Annotated in this window: 12 protein-coding genes; 7 read left to right on the top strand and 5 right to left on the bottom strand. The window is 72.4% G+C overall.

Going from position 1 to position 17,513, the window contains the following annotated elements; genetic code table 11:
* The first annotated feature begins 123 nt into the window (after positions 1–123).
* The gene (gene gltB, locus ABZ404_RS14120) at positions 124–4,716 is read left to right on the top strand and encodes a glutamate synthase large subunit (protein WP_358834112.1); all 4,593 of its coding nucleotides are present in this window, start codon (positions 124–126) and stop codon (positions 4,714–4,716) included.
* On the top strand, positions 4,709–6,169 hold the full coding sequence (locus ABZ404_RS14125; protein WP_358834113.1) for a glutamate synthase subunit beta: 1,461 nt from the start codon (positions 4,709–4,711) through the stop codon (positions 6,167–6,169). The genes gltB and ABZ404_RS14125 overlap by 8 nt, the downstream gene beginning before the upstream one ends.
* A gap of 132 nt (positions 6,170–6,301) precedes the next feature.
* Here the strand turns inward: ABZ404_RS14125 and ABZ404_RS14130 are convergent, their stop codons facing one another.
* The 3 genes from ABZ404_RS14130 to ABZ404_RS14140 all read right to left on the bottom strand — a co-directional run bounded on the left by ABZ404_RS14130 (position 6,302) and on the right by ABZ404_RS14140 (position 9,560).
* Positions 6,302–7,018, bottom strand: a complete 717-nt coding sequence (locus ABZ404_RS14130) for a family 16 glycoside hydrolase (protein ID WP_358834114.1) — start codon at positions 7,016–7,018, stop codon at positions 6,302–6,304.
* Positions 7,015–8,205 carry a UDP-N-acetylglucosamine 2-epimerase (non-hydrolyzing) gene (gene wecB / locus ABZ404_RS14135; RefSeq protein WP_358834115.1) on the bottom strand — a complete coding sequence of 397 codons (1,191 nt, stop codon included), beginning with the start codon at positions 8,203–8,205 and terminating at the stop codon, positions 7,015–7,017. Before wecB ends, ABZ404_RS14130 begins: the two co-directional genes overlap by 4 nt.
* Before the next feature lie 113 nt (positions 8,206–8,318).
* Positions 8,319–9,560, bottom strand: a complete 1,242-nt coding sequence (locus tag ABZ404_RS14140) for a glycosyltransferase family 2 protein (protein ID WP_358834116.1) — start codon at positions 9,558–9,560, stop codon at positions 8,319–8,321.
* Between the two features lie 516 nt (positions 9,561–10,076).
* On the opposite strand from ABZ404_RS14140, the gene ABZ404_RS14145 reads away from it, so the two are divergent.
* The 3 genes from ABZ404_RS14145 (at position 10,077) to ABZ404_RS14155 (ending at position 13,594) form a co-directional block, all read left to right on the top strand.
* A complete protein-coding gene (locus ABZ404_RS14145; protein WP_358834117.1) occupies positions 10,077–11,891 on the top strand; it encodes a polysaccharide deacetylase family protein in 1,815 nt (604 codons plus the stop codon).
* 5 nt (positions 11,892–11,896) lie between these two features.
* The gene (locus ABZ404_RS14150; protein ID WP_358834118.1) at positions 11,897–12,979 is read left to right on the top strand and encodes a hypothetical protein; all 1,083 of its coding nucleotides are present in this window, start codon (positions 11,897–11,899) and stop codon (positions 12,977–12,979) included.
* 99 nt (positions 12,980–13,078) lie between these two features.
* The gene (locus ABZ404_RS14155) at positions 13,079–13,594 is read left to right on the top strand and encodes a pyridoxamine 5'-phosphate oxidase family protein (protein ID WP_358834119.1); all 516 of its coding nucleotides are present in this window, start codon (positions 13,079–13,081) and stop codon (positions 13,592–13,594) included.
* Positions 13,595–13,877: 283 nt separating this feature from the next.
* On the opposite strand, the gene ABZ404_RS14160 is transcribed toward ABZ404_RS14155, so the two are convergent.
* The gene (locus ABZ404_RS14160) at positions 13,878–14,879 is read right to left on the bottom strand and encodes an acyl-CoA dehydrogenase family protein (protein WP_358834120.1); all 1,002 of its coding nucleotides are present in this window, start codon (positions 14,877–14,879) and stop codon (positions 13,878–13,880) included.
* A complete protein-coding gene (locus ABZ404_RS14165) occupies positions 14,876–16,024 on the bottom strand; it encodes an acyl-CoA dehydrogenase family protein (protein WP_358834121.1) in 1,149 nt (382 codons plus the stop codon). Before ABZ404_RS14165 ends, ABZ404_RS14160 begins: the two co-directional genes overlap by 4 nt.
* A 60-nt stretch (positions 16,025–16,084) precedes the next feature.
* On the opposite strand from ABZ404_RS14165, the gene ABZ404_RS14170 reads away from it, so the two are divergent.
* Both ABZ404_RS14170 and ABZ404_RS14175 read left to right on the top strand, forming a co-directional pair.
* Positions 16,085–16,873 carry an SDR family oxidoreductase gene (locus tag ABZ404_RS14170; protein ID WP_358834122.1) on the top strand — a complete coding sequence of 263 codons (789 nt, stop codon included), beginning with the start codon at positions 16,085–16,087 and terminating at the stop codon, positions 16,871–16,873.
* A gap of 22 nt (positions 16,874–16,895) precedes the next feature.
* The gene (locus ABZ404_RS14175; protein ID WP_358834123.1) at positions 16,896–17,507 is read left to right on the top strand and encodes a TetR/AcrR family transcriptional regulator; all 612 of its coding nucleotides are present in this window, start codon (positions 16,896–16,898) and stop codon (positions 17,505–17,507) included.
* The last annotated feature ends 6 nt before the right edge of the window (positions 17,508–17,513 follow it).

A 17,513-nucleotide genomic window follows, 5' to 3' on the forward strand; every position in this document is an offset into this window, starting at 1 on the left:
GCATGCTGGAATGGGCTATCCGGTTCCCGAGATCCGACCCATCATGTAACCTGCACGAAATTTCGCAGAGGGCCAACGTCGTCCCTCGGCACTCAACATGCCACGACGACGACGGGAGAGCCGATGCGTTCCGACGCCTGGTCGCCCATGGACGGTCGACCCGCCCCGCAGGGGCTGTACGACCCCCGTAACGAACACGACGCCTGCGGAGTCGGGTTCGTGGCCACCCTGACCGGTGAGGCCAGCCATGAGCTGGTCGAGCAGGCGCTGACCGTACTGCGCAATCTCGAACACCGTGGCGCCACCGGCTCCGAGCCGGACTCCGGCGACGGCGCCGGCATCCTGCTCCAGGTCCCGGACGCGTTCCTGCGCGAGGCCGCCCCCTTCGAGCTGCCCGAGGCCGGTGCGTACGCCGTCGGCATCGCCTTCCTGCCCGTCGAGGACAGCGCCGCCGCCGTGGCGCGGATCGAGGCCATCGCCGCCGAGGAGGACCTGCACGTCCTCGGCTGGCGCGAGGTGCCCGTCACGCCCGAGCTGCTCGGCAACGGCGCCCGCGCCACCATGCCCGCCTTCCGGCAGCTCTTCGTGGCCGGGGGCACCTCCCGGACGGAGTCCGGGGGAGGGACGATCACCGGCATCGCCCTGGACCGCAAGGCGTTCGTGCTGCGCAAGCGCGCCGAGCGCGAGGCCGGGGTGTACTTCCCCTCGCTCTCCGCCCGGACGATCGTCTACAAGGGCATGCTCACCACCGGGCAGCTGGAGCCGTTCTTCCCCGACCTCTCCGACCGCCGGTTCGCCACCGCCGTCGCGCTGGTCCACTCGCGCTTCTCGACGAACACCTTCCCGTCCTGGCCGCTCGCCCACCCGTACCGCTTCGTCGCCCACAACGGCGAGATCAACACGGTCAAGGGCAACCGCAACTGGATGGTGGCCCGCGAGTCGCAGCTCGTCACCGACGTGTTCGGCGGCGACGGCAGGGACCTCGCGCGGATCTTCCCGGTCTGCACGCCGGACGCCTCCGACTCCGCCTCCTTCGACGAGGTGCTCGAACTCCTCCACCTCGGCGGGCGCTCGCTGCCGCACTCGGTGCTGATGATGGTTCCCGAGGCGTGGGAGAACCACGCCTCGATGGACCCGGCCCGGCGCGCCTTCTACCAGTACCACTCCACGATGATGGAGCCCTGGGACGGCCCGGCCTGCGTCACCTTCACCGACGGCGTCCAGGTCGGCGCGGTCCTGGACCGCAACGGTCTGCGCCCCGGCCGCTACTGGGTCACCGACGACGGCCTGGTCGTGCTCTCCTCCGAGGTCGGCGTCCTCGACATCGACCCCGCCAAGGTCGTCCGCAAGGGCCGCCTCCAGCCCGGCAAGATGTTCCTCGTCGACACCGCCGAGCACCGGATCATCGAGGACGACGAGATCAAGGCGGCGCTGGCCGCCGAGGCCCCGTACGCCGAGTGGCTGGAGGCCGGCGAGATCGAGCTGGAGGACCTGCCCGAGCGCGAGCACATCGTGCACACGCACGCCTCGGTCACCCGCCGCCAGCAGACCTTCGGCTACACCGAGGAAGAGCTGCGCGTCATCCTCGCGCCGATGGCCCGCACCGGCGGCGAGCCGCTCGGCTCGATGGGCACGGACTCCCCGATCGCGGCCCTCTCCGAGCGCCCCCGGCTGCTCTTCGACTACTTCACCCAGCTGTTCGCGCAGGTCACCAACCCGCCGCTGGACGCCATCCGCGAGGAGCTCGTCACCTCGCTGCGCTCCTCGCTGGGACCGCAGGGCAACCTCCTCGACCCGACCGCCGCGTCCTGCCGCTCCGTCACCCTGCCGTTCCCGGTGATCGACAACGACGAGCTGGCCAAGCTGATACACATCAACGCCGACGGCGACATGCCGGGGATGAAGGCGGCCACGCTCTCCGGCCTCTACCGCGTCTCCGGCGGCGGCGCGGCCCTCGCCGAGCGCATCGAGGCCATCCGGGCCGAGGCCGACGCCGCCATCGAGAACGGCGCCCGCCTCATCGTCCTGTCCGACCGGCACTCCGACGCCGAGCACGCGCCGATCCCGTCGCTGCTGCTCACCTCGGCCGTCCACCACCACCTCATCCGTACCAAGCAGCGCACCCAGGTGGGGCTGCTCGTCGAGGCCGGTGACGTCCGCGAGGTGCACCACGTCGCCCTGCTCATCGGCTACGGCGCCGCCGCCGTCAACCCGTACCTGGCGATGGAGTCCGTCGAGGACCTGGTCCGCGCGGGCACCTTCATCGAGGGCTTGGAGCCCGAGCAGGCCATCCGCAACCTGATCCACGCCCTCGGCAAGGGCGTCCTGAAGGTCATGTCCAAGATGGGCATCTCGACCGTCGCCTCCTACCGGGGCGCCCAGGTCTTCGAAGCCGTGGGCCTCGCCGAGGAGTTCGTCGGCACGTACTTCAGCGGGACCGCCAGCAAGATCGGCGGCGCCGGGATCGACGTCATCGCCAAGGAGGTCGCCGCCCGGCACGCCAAGGCCTACCCCGTCTCCGGCATCGCGGCCACCCACCGCGCGCTGGAGATCGGCGGCGAGTACCAGTGGCGCCGCGAGGGCGAGCCGCACCTGTTCGACCCGGAGACGGTCTTCCGCCTCCAGCACGCCACCCGCGGGCGCCGGTACGACATCTTCAAGAAGTACACCGAGCGCGTGAACGAGCAGTCCGAGCGCCTGATGACGCTGCGCGGGCTCTTCGGCTTCTCCTCCGACCGCCCCTCGATCCCCCTCGACGAGGTCGAGCCGGTCTCGGAGATCGTCAAGCGTTTCTCCACCGGCGCCATGTCGTACGGCTCGATCTCGCGCGAGGCGCACGAGACGCTCGCCATCGCCATGAACCAGCTGGGGGCGAAGTCCAACACCGGTGAGGGCGGCGAGGACGCGGACCGCCTGTACGACCCGGCGCGCCGCTCCTCCATCAAGCAGGTCGCCTCCGGCCGCTTCGGCGTCACCAGCGAGTACCTGGTCAACGCGGACGACATCCAGATCAAGATGGCCCAGGGCGCCAAGCCCGGCGAGGGCGGTCAGCTGCCCGGCCACAAGGTCTACCCGTGGGTCGCCAAGACCCGGCACTCCACCCCGGGTGTGGGTCTGATCTCGCCGCCGCCGCACCACGACATCTACTCCATCGAGGATCTGGCGCAGCTGATCCACGACCTCAAGAACGCCAACCCGGCCGCGCGCATCCATGTGAAGCTCGTGTCCGAGGTCGGTGTCGGCACGGTCGCCGCCGGTGTCTCCAAGGCGCACGCGGACGTCGTCCTCATCTCCGGCCACGACGGCGGAACGGGCGCCTCCCCGCTCACCTCCCTGAAGCACGCGGGCGGCCCCTGGGAGCTCGGGCTCGCCGAGACCCAGCAGACGCTGCTGCTCAACGGCCTGCGCGACCGGATCGTGGTGCAGACCGACGGCCAGCTCAAGACCGGCCGCGACGTCGTCATCGCCGCGCTGCTGGGCGCCGAGGAGTTCGGTTTCGCGACCGCCCCGCTCGTCGTCTCCGGCTGCGTCATGATGCGCGTCTGCCACCTGGACACCTGCCCGGTGGGCATCGCCACCCAGAACCCGGTGCTGCGGGACCGCTTCTCCGGCAAGCCCGAGTTCGTCGTCAACTTCTTCGAGTTCATCGCCGAGGAGGTCCGCGAGCTCCTCGCCGAGCTGGGCTTCCGTACGATCGAGGAGGCCGTCGGCCACGCCGAGCTGCTGGACACCAGCCGCGCGGTGCGCCACTGGAAGACCCAGGGCCTGGACCTGGACGCGCTCTTCCACGTGCCCGAGCTGCCCGAGGGCGCCGTGCGCCACGCGGTGACCGCCCAGGACCACGGTCTGGAGAAGGCGCTCGACAACGAACTCATCGAGCTCGCCGCCGACGCGCTGGGCGCGGCCACCGCCGAGGACGCCCGGCCGGTCCGCGCGCAGATCGCGATCCGCAACATCAACCGGACCGTCGGCACCATGCTCGGCCACGAGGTGACGCGGAAGTTCGGCGGCGCGGGCCTGCCCGACGACACCATCGACATCACCTTCACCGGCTCGGCGGGCCAGTCCTTCGGCGCCTTCGTGCCCCGGGGCGTCACCCTGCGCCTGGAGGGCGACGCCAACGACTACGTCGGCAAGGGCCTCTCCGGCGGCCGGGTGATCGTCCGCCCCGACCGGGGCGCCGACCACCTCGCCGAGTACTCCACCATCGCGGGCAACACCATCGCGTACGGCGCGACCGGCGGCGAGCTGTTCCTGCGCGGCCGCACCGGCGAGCGGTTCTGCGTCCGCAACTCCGGCGCCCTGGTGGTCTCGGAGGGCGTGGGCGACCACGGCTGCGAGTACATGACCGGCGGCCACGCGGTGGTCCTGGGCGAGACGGGACGCAACTTCGCGGCCGGCATGTCCGGCGGTGTCGCGTACGTGATCGACCTCGACCCCCACCACGTCAACGCCGGCAACCTGGCCGCGGTCGAGGCCCTCACCGAGGCCGACGAGCGGTGGCTGCACGACGTCGTGCGCCGCCACCAGGAGGAGACCGGCTCCACGGTCGCCGAGAAGCTGCTCGCCGACTGGCCCGCCGCCGTACAGCGCTTCAGCAAGATCATCCCGTCCACGTACAAGGCAGTGCTCGCCGCCAAGGAAGCCGCTGAGCTCGCCGGTCTCTCCGAGCAGGAGACCACCGAGAAGATGATGGAGGCGGCGACCCATGGCTGACCCCAAGGGCTTTCTCACCACCGGTCGCGAGGTCGCGCCGACCCGCCCCGTGGCCGAGCGCGTCAAGGACTGGAACGAGGTCTACGTCCCCGGCTCGCTGCTGCCGATCATCAGCAAGCAGGCCGGACGCTGCATGGACTGCGGCATCCCGTTCTGCCACAACGGCTGTCCGCTGGGGAACCTGATCCCCGAGTGGAACGACTACGCCTACCGCGAGGACTGGTCGGCGGCGTCCGAGCGGCTGCACGCCACCAACAACTTCCCGGAGTTCACCGGGCGGCTGTGCCCGGCTCCCTGCGAGTCGGCGTGCGTGCTCGGCATCAACCAGCCGGCCGTCACCATCAAGAACGTCGAAGTCTCCATCATCGACAAGGCGTGGGACAGCGGCGATGTCACCCCGCAGCCCCCGGAGCGGCTGTCCGGCAAGACCGTCGCGGTCATCGGCTCGGGCCCGGCGGGGCTCGCCGCCGCCCAGCAGCTGACCCGGGCCGGCCACACGGTGGCGGTGTACGAGCGCGCCGACCGCATCGGCGGTCTGCTGCGCTACGGCATCCCCGAGTTCAAGATGGAGAAGGTGCACATCAACCGCCGCATCGAGCAGATGCGCGCGGAGGGCACCAAGTTCCGCACCGAGGTCGAGATCGGCCGTGACATCGACGCGGCGAAGCTGCGCAAGCGCTACGACGCGGTCGTCATCGCGGCCGGCGCCACGGTCTCGCGCGACCTGCCGGTCCCCGGCCGCGAGCTCAACGGCATCCACTTCGCCATGGAGTACCTGCCGCTGGCGAACAAGGTGCAGGAGGGTGACTTCGTGGCGCCCCCGCTGACCGCCGAGGGCAAGCACGTCGTCGTGATCGGCGGCGGCGACACCGGCGCGGACTGCGTGGGCACCGCCCACCGCCAGGGCGCGGCGTCGGTCACCCAGCTGGAGATCATGCCGCGGCCGGGCGAGGAGCGGAACGCCAACCAGCCCTGGCCGACCTTCCCGATGCTCTACAAGGTCACCTCGGCCCACGAGGAGGGCGGCGAGCGGGTCTACTCCGTCTCCACCACCCACTTCGAGGGCGACGAGGACGGCAACGTCCAGTTCCTGCACCTGACCGAGGTCGAGTTCATCGACGGCAGGCTCACCCCGAAGCCCGGCACCGAGCGGAAGATCCCCGCCCAGCTGGTCACCCTCGCCATGGGCTTCACCGGCACCGACCAGTCCAACGGTCTGGTGGCGCAGTTCGGCCTGGAGCTCGACGAGCGCGGCAACATCGCCCGCGACGCGGACTTCGCGACGAACGTCGACGGAGTGTACGTGGCCGGTGACGCCGGGCGCGGGCAGTCCCTGATCGTGTGGGCGATCGCGGAGGGCCGTTCGGCAGCACGTGGTGTGGACCGGTACCTTACGGGGAGGAGCGAACTGCCCGCCCCGATCCGTCCGACGGACCGGGCCCTGACGGTCTGAGTCGCTCCACCCCAAAACGTTCCGTACAACGGTGTACGGGCTGCGCCGGACCGGGGGACGCCCCCGGCCCCCCGCAGCGTGGCGCCTGCCCCACTGTCCCCGACCGGACGACTGGGCGGGCGCCGCGGCGCGTCACCGCTGCTCGCCCTCGGCCCGCAGCCCCCGGAACTCCACCCGGGCGTCCTCCGTGTACGCGCCCAGGGCGCCCCGGAGATAGGGGCGTTCGGTGTCGGTGAAGTCGGCGAGGCCCGCCGTGTCCACGGCCACCCGGAGCCGGCCGCCCCGCTGCTCGACCCGGACCGTGTACCAGGCGCCGACCGGGAAGGCCCGCTCGCCGGTGGCCAGGAAGCGCTGGCCGCCGGGATAGGCGGGATCGCGTTTGCCCAGCTCCCAGCCGTTGGGCTTCAGGGTGATGTAGTAGAAGTGCTCCGGGTCGGTGTACGCCCAGATCAGCCAGGCCACCTCCCAGCTGTTCGGCGCGGGCGTGCGCAACTGCGCGACCGTGCGCATCCGGGCCTCGTAGCCCACGTCCCCGTACACCGCGCGGCTCACCACCAGGCCCGCGTGGGTGGTGCCGGGGTCGGTGGCCGCCCTCGGCGCCAGCTCCAGGGCGTCGTCGTCCCCCGTGTTGACGCCGTGGCCGTTGAACACCGACTGCCAGCGGCCGTGCGCCGTGCCGTCCGCCCACGGCTCGCGCGGCGCCGGGCCCCGGTCGGCCACGCACCGGCTCAGGCCGAAGGCCCCGGCCGCCAGCAGCGCGGCGGCCAGGACCAGGGCGGTGACTCGGCTTCTGCGGCCGCCGCGCCCGGCCGGTGGGACCGGGCGCCGCAGCCGTGGGGCTGTCGTCATGCCGTCGAGTATGGCCCCGCTCCGCCGCCCGCGGGGGGCACGGGAAGAAGAGGGTCGGCGGCGCACGGCACCTCGGCCGCGAAGTCCTCCGCGAGCTGGGTGACGATCCGGGCGGTGGCGCCGCCGTCGCCATAGGGGTTGCCCGCCGTCGCCATCCGCCGGTACGCCACGGGGTCGTCCAGGAGCGCCGCCGCCGCGCCCACGATCATCTCCGGATCGGTGCCGATGAGCCGGGCCGCGCCCACCTCCACCGCCTCCGGCCGTTCGGTGGTGGTCCGCAGTACCAGGGCGGGCTTGCCCAGGCTCGGGGCCTCCTCCTGGATGCCGCCGGAGTCGGTCAGGACGAGGTCGCAGCCCGCGAGTGTGGCGGTGAAGTCCGGGTAGTCCAGCGGCTCGACCAGGGTGATGCCGGCCCGGCCGGTCAGCGGCAGCAGCGCGTCGCGCACCGCCGGGCTCTTGTGCAGCGGGATCACGATCTCCACGTCGCCGCGTTCGGCGAGCCGCCCCAGCGCCCGGCCCATCGCCCGCATCCGGGGCCCCTGGTTCTCCCGGCGGTGCAGGGTGACCAGGACCCGCCGCCGGGCGGTGCGGAACGCGCAGGTCCCGATCCCCTCGGCGAGCGCCCACTGGAGGTTGTCGATGACGGTGTTGCCGGTGGTGAAGATCTGGCCCGTCGCGATGCCCTCCTCCCGCAGGTGCCGGGCGGCGCGCTCGGTGGGGGCGAAGTGCCAGCGGGCGATCCGCCCGATCAGGCAGCGGTTGAGCTCCTCGGGGAACGGGTTGTCCAGCACCCCGGTGCGCAGCCCCGCCTCCACGTGCGCCACCGGGATGCGCTCGTAGAACGCGGCCAGCGCCCCGGCCAGCGCGGTCGTGGTGTCGCCCTGGACCACCACGAGGTCGGGCCGCTCCCTGCGCAGCAGTTGGCCCAGCCCCTCCACCAGACGGGACGTCAGATCGGAGAGCTGCTGGCGGTTGCGCATGACGTCGAGGGCGTAGCGGACGTCGACGCCCAGCAGCCCCAGCATCTGGTGGAGCATCTCGCGGTGCTGGCCGGTGGTCACGACGACCGGCTCGAACTCCGTACCTGCGGCCAGCGCCCGGGCCAGCGGCGCCAGCTTGATCGCTTCGGGCCGGGTGCCGAGCACCAGCATGGCGCGCACGGGCACACCGGATGAGAACGCGGACATGGGTCCCCCCTAGGACATTGACGAGCACGATGAGAGAGAGCGAGAGAGAGCGAGAGAGGCGAGGAGCAGGCCGGGAGGCGTACGGGGTCCGGCCCCGTCCACCTCCGGGCCGCTCAGGTGCGGGCGGTCTTCAGCCAGGTGCGCTTGCCGGTCGCCATCCGCCACAGCCCCCACCAGCCGGCCGCGAACCAGATGTAGCCGTAGAACACGAAGACGTGGGCGACCAGCACCGACCGCACCAGACCGAGGTCCCGCTCCCGCTTGGCGTAGACGAATCCGTACGCGTACGCCGCGGTGAAGGAGAGCAGGTACGGGCCGAGCAGCCACATCGGTGACACCAGCGCCCGGCCCGCCTCGACGGAGGCGAGCACCGTGCCGCCGAGGGCGACCAGGAAGGACAGCGGCAGCAGCGAGGTGAGCAGGATCAGCACCGGGCTGGAGAGGTGGTAGAGCAGATCGAGCGCGGGGCGCGTCGGGACCTCCCGCAGGATGAGCGGGACGAGGCCGGCCGACTGGAGGTGGCCCTGGAACCAGCGGGACCGCTGCCGTACCAGGCGCCGCAGCGAGAGCACGGCCTGCTGGGAGACCGAGGCCGTGGTGCAGTGCTGGGTGACCCAGCCCCGGGCGATCAGCCGGACGCCGAGGTCCAGGTCCTCGGTGAGGCTGTCGCTCCAGGGGCCGCCGGGCCCCAGGGTGTGGAGCGCCGACAGCCGCATGAACTGTCCGTTGCCGCCCATGCCGACGCTGCCGATGAAGCGGCGCGCGCTCTGGAAGACATCGCCGTAGACCACGAACTCCATGTCCTGGAGGCGGGCGAGCAGTCCGGTGGTCCGGTTGTACATCCGCACGCAGATCTGCGCGGCTCCGGTGCGGGGATCGTCGAAGAACGGGTCGACGGCCTGCACGACATGGCCGTCCAGGCGCCCGTCCGCGTCGACCACGCAGACGATGACGTCGTCCGGGTGGTGCCCGTCGAGCACCCCGGAGCCGGTGAGGAACCGTATGCCGTCGTTGAGCGCGGCGCCCTTGCCGCGCCGGGCGTCGGGCAGTTCGCGCCGGTGCAGCAGGACCCGGTCGCCCGCGGCCCGGGCGATGTCCGAGGTGCGGTCGTCGGAGGCGTCGTCGATGACGAGCGCCAGGAAATTCCCGGCCGGCAGACCCGTGATCCGCGCAAGACTTTCGGCCAGGACCTGCTCTTCGTTGAGGCAGGCGAGGAGGAATACATAGAGCCGCTCTTTGCGTGGCCCTTTCCGGCGGGGTGCGCGGCGTCTGGAGAGAGCGAAGAGGCCGGTGTTGTAGCAGCCCGCCATCAGGATGATGGAAATGCTGGACCAGAGGAGCAGTTCGAGAATCATGTGCGCCCCCGGTGCCCGTGGGACTGGCCCGCACCGGCTGTTTTCGAATTCTTCCGCCACCTCATTCGAATTCTGATCGATATGAGGACGCAGGCGGTGAGGCAGTAGAGAGCGAAGCCGGCACCCGCCGTGGCCTGCAGAGCTTTGGCCAAAGGCAGGCCCGGTACGGTCTCGGGCGCGGCCGCCATCCCGGCCAGGGGCAGCACTGTGCCCCAGGCTGGCTTTCCGTACATGGGTCCCCCCCATTTGTTCACGCAGCAGGTCATGTCTCTGCGCGAGATGGCGAACGTAGCAGACCCGGACACCCTCGTGAGGGGTGATGTTAAAACTTCATGGATCGTTTTTTACCGAGCCCGGACGGCCAAGTTCCGGGGAGCCCCTTCGCCTATTGACAGGCTTTGTGGTCCGCCAGAAGAATCGTGGCCATAATTCGGCCATGTTTCATCGGCCCCGGGGGAAAACGGGCCGGGGTGGCCGTTTTTCTGGGAAGAGGGGGGAAAGCGGATCATGAAATCCGTGAGAAGAACGTCCGGTGGGCGCCGTCGGCGCGGGCTGTCCCTGGTCCCGCTGCTGATCGCCGCTCTGCTGGGCACGGGCGTGGTGGCCTCCGCCGCCGCGCCGGACGGCAGGCCGCCGCGCTCCGAGCCGCTGAGCCCGGCCGCGAGCCTGGGCAGGGCGGGGCTGGGGGACTGGGCCACGGCCCAGCTGGCGGCGGACGCGCAGCGCCGTGCGGCGCCGCGCACACCGCTGACCCCGGTCCTGGGCACGGTGACGGACACCGTACGGAGACTGCTGTCGCTCGCCGCGCCCGACACCACCTCCACGCTGGTGCTCTACGACGACGCGGGCCCGTACGGCTACCTCGGTGAGCTGTACGCCATGGCGGCGGCGAACCTCGGCGGCCACTTCGGGAGCGTCACGGCCAAGCCCGTACAGCAGTACACCGCGGGCCTGCTCGGCCAGTACACCGCGACGGTCTACCTGGGCTCCACCTACTACGGCGGCGGCATCCCCGACGCCGTGCCGGCCGCGTTCTACCAGGACGTCCTGGCCGGTACGAAACCGGTGACCTGGGTCGGGGACAACATCTGGAACATGGGCAACGCGGTGGGGGTGCCGCAGTTCACCCAGAAGTACGGCTGGGACCCGACCACGTCCTACTTCACGGACGCGAACGGATCGGTCGGCAACGTCAGCCAGGTCACCTACGGCGGACAGGCCCTGACCCGCAAGATCCCGGCGGGCCAGGACGGCGGCGTACTGCGCCCGAACATCCTCACCGGGGCCGGGTATCCGGCGGTGAGCCGGGTCGCGGAGGCGCTGGACGCGTCGACCGGGACGAGCTTCCCGTGGGCCGTCCGGTCCGCGAACCTCACGTACATCGGTGAGCTCCCGTTCAGCTACGTTTCCGAAAGCGACCGGGTGATCGCGTACGAGGACATGCTGTTCGACGCCCTCGCGCCCGGGACCGCCGCCCGGCACCGGGCCATGTTCCGCCTGGAGGACATCAGCCCCGACTCCGACCCCGCGCAGCTGCGGGCCATGGCGGACTACCTCTACAGCCAGCACATCCCGTACGGCATCAACGTCATCCCCGTCTACACGGACCCCAACGGCGTCTACAGCAACGGCGTCGCGCAGACCGTGACGCTGGCGCAGCGCCCGCAGGTGGTCTCCGCGCTGAAGTACATGCTGGCGCGCGGCGCCGTGCTGATGGAGCACGGCTACACCCACCAGTACGGCACCACCGACAACCCGTACACCGCGGTGACCGGCGACGACTTCGAGTTCTACCGGGCGCACGTGGACGCGTCCGACAACGTCGTCTACGACGGGCCGGTCGCACAGGACTCCACGGCCTGGGCGCAGTCCCGGGTGAACTCCGGCCTCGCCGGTTTCACCCTGGCCGGCCTGCCGCGCCCGCAGCTGTGGACGACCCCGCACTACGCGGGCTCCGCCACCGACTACCGCGTCTTCGCCCAGAACTACTCGGCCCGGCTGGAGCGGTCGCTCTACTTCGCCGGGACGCTCACCGGCGGCACGGCGGACCCGAACCGGTTCATCGGCCAGTTCTTCCCGTACGTCGTCAACGACGTGTACGGAACGAAGGTGCTTCCCGAGAACATCGGGAACTATGAACCCGTGGCACAGAACAACCACCCCGCGCGGTTCCCCGCGGACCTCGTCGCGTCGGCCAGGGCCAACCTGGCGGTCCGGGACGGCTTCGCGAGCTTCTTCTACCACCCCTACTATCCGGTCCAGCCGCTGAAGGACACGATCGACGGCATCAAGGCCCTCGGTTACACCTTCGTCAGCCCCGCGGCGCTGTGAGCGGCATGACGAAGAAGGCGGTCGCGGCCCTGGCCGCGGCCGCCGCCCTCGTGCTCACCGGCTGCTCGGGGGAGGAGGGCGGCGGCGGTACGCAGCCGAGCGGATCCGGGTCGCGGCCCGGCTCCGCCGGGGACGGGCGGGTGCGGGGGATGACCCTGCCGTCGTGGTCGGCGGACGACTACGACAGCCCGCGCGCCGAGGCGTATCTGCGCGACATCGCGCACACCGGGGCGCGCTGGGTCGTCTTCACGCCCACCTGGTACCAGCGCACCACCCGGGACAGCGAGCAGCACCCCACCGAGGAGACCGCGAGCGACGGGAGCCTGCGCCGGATCACCGCCCTCGCCCACCGGGCCGGGCTCCAGGTGATGCTGAAGCCGCACGTCGACCTGGTGGACGGCGGCGACCGGGCCGGGATCCGCCCCGCCGACCGGGCGGCCTGGTTCGCCGCGTACGAGAAGTTCATCACCCACTACGCGGCGCTCGCGCACGAGACGGGGACCGAGCGGTTCGTGGTCGGCACCGAACTCGCGGGGGTGTCCGCCGACGCGGCGCCCTGGCGCAGGGTGATCGCGGCGGTCCGCGCCCGCTACCGGCAGCCGCTGACGTACGCGGCCAACTACGACGAGTACGCCCGGGTCCCCTTCTGGCCGGAGCTGGACGTCATCGGCATCGACGCCTACTGGCCGCTGGGCGAGGCCCCCACGGCGGACGCGGCACGGCTGGGCCGGGCCTGGCAGCCGGTCGCCGAGGAGCTGGCGGCCTTCTCCGGCCGGCAGCACCGCAAGATCCTGTTCACCGAGGCGGGCTACACCAGCCAGCGCGGCTCGACCACGGCCCCGTACTCGTGGACGGTCAGCAAGCGCGCGGCCCCCGACGAACAGGCCGCCGGATACCGGGCGCTGCTGGACACCTTCACCGGCCGGGACTGGTGGGCCGGGGTGTGCTGGTGGATGTGGGACGACTGGCCGGACAGCGGCGAGACCCCGGCGCGGCTCGCCTACACCCCGCACGGCAAGCCGGCGGAGGAGGTGCTGCGCGCGCACTGGGCGGCCTCAGAGGACGGCTCCCACGGCTCTTCCGGCTAGGAGCGGCGCCCCGCCCGCGTCGCGGCACCCGACCGCGATCATCGCGACCCCGGAGAAATCCGGACAGCGGATGTCGGGTATCCAGGGTTTGCTGGGCGCATGGCACCGCAGACATTCAGCTGGACGGACTTCGAAGCGGCCGAGGCGCAGTTCGCCGACGCCGTGCGCGAGCGTTTCCTTCTCTACAAGCACCACGTCCTCGCGACCCTGCGCGCGGACGGCAGCCCCCGGGTCACCGGCCTGGAAGTCGAGATCCGGGTCGGCGAGCTGTGGCTCGGGATGATGCCCAACTCCCGCAAGGCGTACGACCTGCGGCGCGATCCGCGCTTCGCGGTCCAGGCCAATCCGGGGCCGGACGCGGAGATGGCCGACGGGGACGTCCGGATCAGCGGGCGGGCGGTCGAGGTCCTCGACGCGCGGGAGCGCGCCCGGTACGCGCACGAGGTGCACCCGCCCGAGCCGTTCCTCCTCTTCCGCGCGGAACTCACCGAGGTGGTCCACACGGGCATCGACAAGGAGACGGAGGAGATCGTGCTGCGCGTGTGGCGGCCGGGCGCCCCCTTGCGCACCATCCGCCGGGGCGGCGGGACGGAGCCGCCGCGCGAGAGCGCGTGAGCGCTCTGCCGGGAGGGCGGGTTTTCGCCTGCGGGTCGTGGGGGGGGCTGCGCAGTTCCCCGCGCCCCTTTGGGTCTGGAGTTCGTGTGCGGGTCGTGGGGGGGGTGCTCGCGCAGTTCCCCGCGCCCCTCGGAATGCCGCTGCGCGGCAATCCCCTGGGCGACCCCGGAGGGGCGCGCTTCCAGGGGCGCGGGGAACCGCGCGGCCAGCCCCCCCGCCGGGCCGCAGGCGAACGGGGCTGCCAGGAGTAAGCCCTCACCGGCCCGTGGGCGAACGGGACTGCTTAACGGTAAGCCGCCAGTACCTCCGCCCGGCACTGAGCCGGTGTGCCCCACGCGTCCCGCAGTGGGCGGGCCCTGCGCAGCCAGAGCGAGAGGTCCAGCTCCTCGGTGTAGCCGATCGCGCCGTGGAGCTGGAGCGCGGCGCGGGCCGCCGTGTACGCGGCCTCGCCCGCCGCCGCCTTCGCCGCCGCGAGGTCGCCGGGGGCGAGGGTGAGCGCCGCCCCGTACACCAGCGGCCGGGCGAACTCCACCGCCAGCAGCGTGTCCGCGAGACGGTGCTTGACCGCCTGGAACGAGCCGATGGGCACCCCGAACTGGACGCGTTGGCGGACGTACGCGACGGTCCGGCGCAGCAGCTCCTCGGCCACCCCGACCGCCTGTGCCGCCGCCGCGAGCCGCGCCCAGCGCACCGCGCACCCGACCGCCTCGTCCAGGACGGGACCGGCGGCGAGGAGCTCCCCGCCGGGGTGGGGCCGGGCGAGCCGCCGGGCGGGGTCGAGGGAGGCGTGGAGGGGGCCGTGGCCGGGGGCGAGCCGCAGCTCGGCCGCCCCGCCGGGGCCCGCCGCCACCACCAGCACCGCGTCCGCCCCGTCCGGATCCAGCACCCACCCCCCGCCCTCCGGCACGGCCAGCGTCACCACGGCCTCGCCCGCCAGCACCCCCGGCAGCAGGCGCTCGGCCGGACCCGGGACGCCCGCGTCCGCGAGACGGCCGAGCAGGGCCGTCGCCGCCGCCGTCTCCACCAGCGGGCCCGGCACCGCGTGGCGGCCCAGCTCCCGGTGGGCCATGGCCAGCTCCGGCGGCAGACGGCCGGCCCCGCCGTACGCCTGCGGAGCCGCCAGCGCGAACACCCCGGCCCCGGCCAGCCGCCGCCACAGCGCCCGGCCGGGGCCGTGGTCCCCGGCCGCCCAGGACCGTACGGCCTTCGGGGTGTCGCAGGCGGTCAGGAGCGCGTCCAGGGAGCGGGTGAAGTCGCGCTGCTCGGTGGTCGGCACGAACCTCATCGGGGACGGCCCTTCGGGAGGCCGAGCAGGCGCTCGGCGACGATGTCGCGCTGGATCTCGTTGGTGCCGGCGTACACCGGCCCGGCCAGCGCGAAGACGTACCCCTGCGCCCAGCCGCCCGGGCCCTCCGCCAACTCGCCCTCCGGGCCGAGGAGTTCCAGGGCGCTCTCGTGCAGCGCGATGTCGTACTCGGACCAGAACAGCTTGTTCAGGCTCGACTCCGCGCCCATCGCGCCGCCCGCCGCGACGCGCGACGCGGCCGCGCAGGTGAACAGCTGGTACGCCCGCGCCCCGATCACCGCGTCCGCGACCCGGTCGCGCAGCCCCCGCTCCTCGCCCCGCTCGCGCCACAGCCGCACCAGCCGGTCGGCGGCGGCCAGGAAGCGGCCGGGGGAGCGCAGGGTGAGCCCGCGCTCGTTGCCGGTCGTGGACATCGCGATGCGCCAGCCCTGCCCCGGCTCCCCGATCACGTCCTCGTCGGGGACGAACACCTCGTCCAGGAACAGCTCCGCGAACGCCGGCTTGCCGTCGAGCCGTCCGATCGGGCGGACGGTCACCCCCGGCGCCCGCAGGTCGAACATCAGATACGTCAGGCCCCGGTGCGGCCGGTCCGCCGCCGGGTCCGTACGGAAGACGCCGAAGGCGCGGTCGGCGAACGCGGCCCGCGAGGACCACGTCTTCTGGCCCGACAGCAGCCAGCCCCCTTCCGTGCGCACGGCCCGCGAGCGCAGCGAGGCGAGGTCGGAGCCGGCCTCCGGCTCCGACCAGGCCTGCGCCCACACCACCGCCCCGCTCGCCATGTCCGGCAGCACCCGGGCCCGCTGCTCCTCGCTGCCGTGGTCGAAGAGCGTCGGCGCGAGCAGGCTGATGCCGTTCTGGGAGACCCGGCCGGGCGCGCCCGCCGCCCAGTACTCCTCCTCGAAGGCCAGCCACCGGAAGAGGTCGGCGCCCCGGCCCCCGAACCGCTCGGGCCAGGAGACGGCCGACCACCGTCCCGCGTACAGCTCCGCCTCCCACCGCCGGTGCGCGGCGAAGCCCTCGGCCGTCTCCAGCGAGGGCAGCGGCGCGGCCGGCACGTGCGCCGCGAGCCAGTCGCGCGCCTCGGCGCGGAAGGCGTCCTCGTCGGCCGTGCGGTCCAGGTCCATCGCGGGGCCCGCCCTCCGTCACCGTTCCCTAACAAGTGTTTGGTAGGTTAGCCTGCGGGCGTGACCGACAACAAGGTTCCGTATGTGCCCGGACACGGCCTGCTCGACGGCCGTACCGCCGTCGTCACCGCCGCCGCCGGGGCCGGGATCGGCGGCGCGACCGCCCGCCGCTTCCTGGAGGAGGGCGCACGGGTGCTGGTCAGCGACGCGCACACGCGCCGGCTGGGCGAGACGCACGAGGCGCTCGCGGCCGAGTTCGGCGCCCGGGCGGTGGCGGCGCTGCCCTGCGACGTCACCGACGACTCCCAGGTGCGCGCGCTCTTCGCCGCGGCCGTACGGATCCACGGCCGCCTCGATGTCGTCGTCAACAACGCGGGCCTCGGCGGCACGGCCGAACTCGCCGACATGGCCGACGAGCAGTGGGACCGCGTCCTCGACGTCACCCTCAACGGCACCTTCCGCTGCACCAGGGCCGCCCTGCGCGCCTACCGGGCCGCCGGCCGCGGCGGCGTCATCGTCAACAACGCCTCCGTCGTCGGCTGGCGCGCCCAGGCCGGGCAGGCCCACTACGCCGCCGCCAAGGCGGGCGTCATGGCGCTCACGCGCTGCGCGGCGATCGAGGCGGCCGCGTACGGAGTACGGGTCAACGCGGTCTCGCCGTCCCTCGCCCTCCACCCCCACCTCGCCAAGGTCACCTCCGCCGCCCTCCTCGACGAGCTCGCCGCGCGCGAGGCCTTCGGGCGGCACGCCGAGCCCTGGGAGGTGGCCAACGTCATCGTCTTCCTGGCCAGCGACTACTCCTCGTACATGACCGGGGAATCCGTCGCCGTCAGCAGTCAGCGCGCCTAGCGGACGGGACCACAATGGACCCGTGCCGAACAACAAGAAGCAGCAGGTGACCGCCGTGCCCGAGCGGCGCGCGGAACTCCTCGCCACCGCGGCCGAGGTGTTCGCCGCCCAGGGCTACAACGCCACCACCGTCCGCAGGATCGCCGACGAGGCGGGCCTGCTCGCGGGCAGTCTCTACTACCACTTCGATTCCAAGGAATCGATGCTGGACGAGATCCTCTCCACCTTCCTCGACCAGCTGTGGCAGGGGTACGACGCCGTGCTCGCGGCCGGACTCGGACCGCGCGAGACCATCGAGGCCCTGGTCACCGAGTCCTTCCGGGAGATCGACCGGCACCGGGCCGCCGTCGCGATCTACCAGAAGGAGTCCAGGCACCTCACCGAGCTGCCCCGGTTCGCCTATCTGACCGACTCCCAGCGCCGCTTCGAGCAGGCGTGGCTGGGGACCCTGGAGCGCGGGGTCGCGGCCGGGGCGTTCCGGGCGGACCTGGACGTCCGCCTCACCTACCGGTTCGTCCGCGACACGGTGTGGGTGGCCGCGTCCTGGTACCGGCCCGGCGGGCAGCACAGCCCCGAGGAGATCGCCCGCCAGTACCTGTCGATGGTGCTGGACGGGATCGCCGTACGCGAGTGATCCACC

Source organism: Streptomyces sp. NPDC005878 (genome assembly GCF_040629815.1).
Lineage (GTDB): Bacteria > Actinomycetota > Actinomycetes > Streptomycetales > Streptomycetaceae > Streptomyces.

Coding starts and splice junctions, on each gene's coding strand:
- gltB (WP_358834112.1), top strand. CDS start 124: ATGCGTTCCGACGCCTGGTCGCCCATGGACGGTCGACCCGCCCCGCAG.
- ABZ404_RS14125 (WP_358834113.1), top strand. CDS start 4,709: ATGGCTGACCCCAAGGGCTTTCTCACCACCGGTCGCGAGGTCGCGCCG.
- ABZ404_RS14130 (WP_358834114.1), bottom strand. CDS start 7,018: ATGACGACAGCCCCACGGCTGCGGCGCCCGGTCCCACCGGCCGGGCGC.
- wecB (WP_358834115.1), bottom strand. CDS start 8,205: ATGTCCGCGTTCTCATCCGGTGTGCCCGTGCGCGCCATGCTGGTGCTC.
- ABZ404_RS14140 (WP_358834116.1), bottom strand. CDS start 9,560: ATGATTCTCGAACTGCTCCTCTGGTCCAGCATTTCCATCATCCTGATG.
- ABZ404_RS14150 (WP_358834118.1), top strand. CDS start 11,897: ATGACGAAGAAGGCGGTCGCGGCCCTGGCCGCGGCCGCCGCCCTCGTG.
- ABZ404_RS14155 (WP_358834119.1), top strand. CDS start 13,079: ATGGCACCGCAGACATTCAGCTGGACGGACTTCGAAGCGGCCGAGGCG.
- ABZ404_RS14160 (WP_358834120.1), bottom strand. CDS start 14,879: ATGAGGTTCGTGCCGACCACCGAGCAGCGCGACTTCACCCGCTCCCTG.
- ABZ404_RS14165 (WP_358834121.1), bottom strand. CDS start 16,024: ATGGACCTGGACCGCACGGCCGACGAGGACGCCTTCCGCGCCGAGGCG.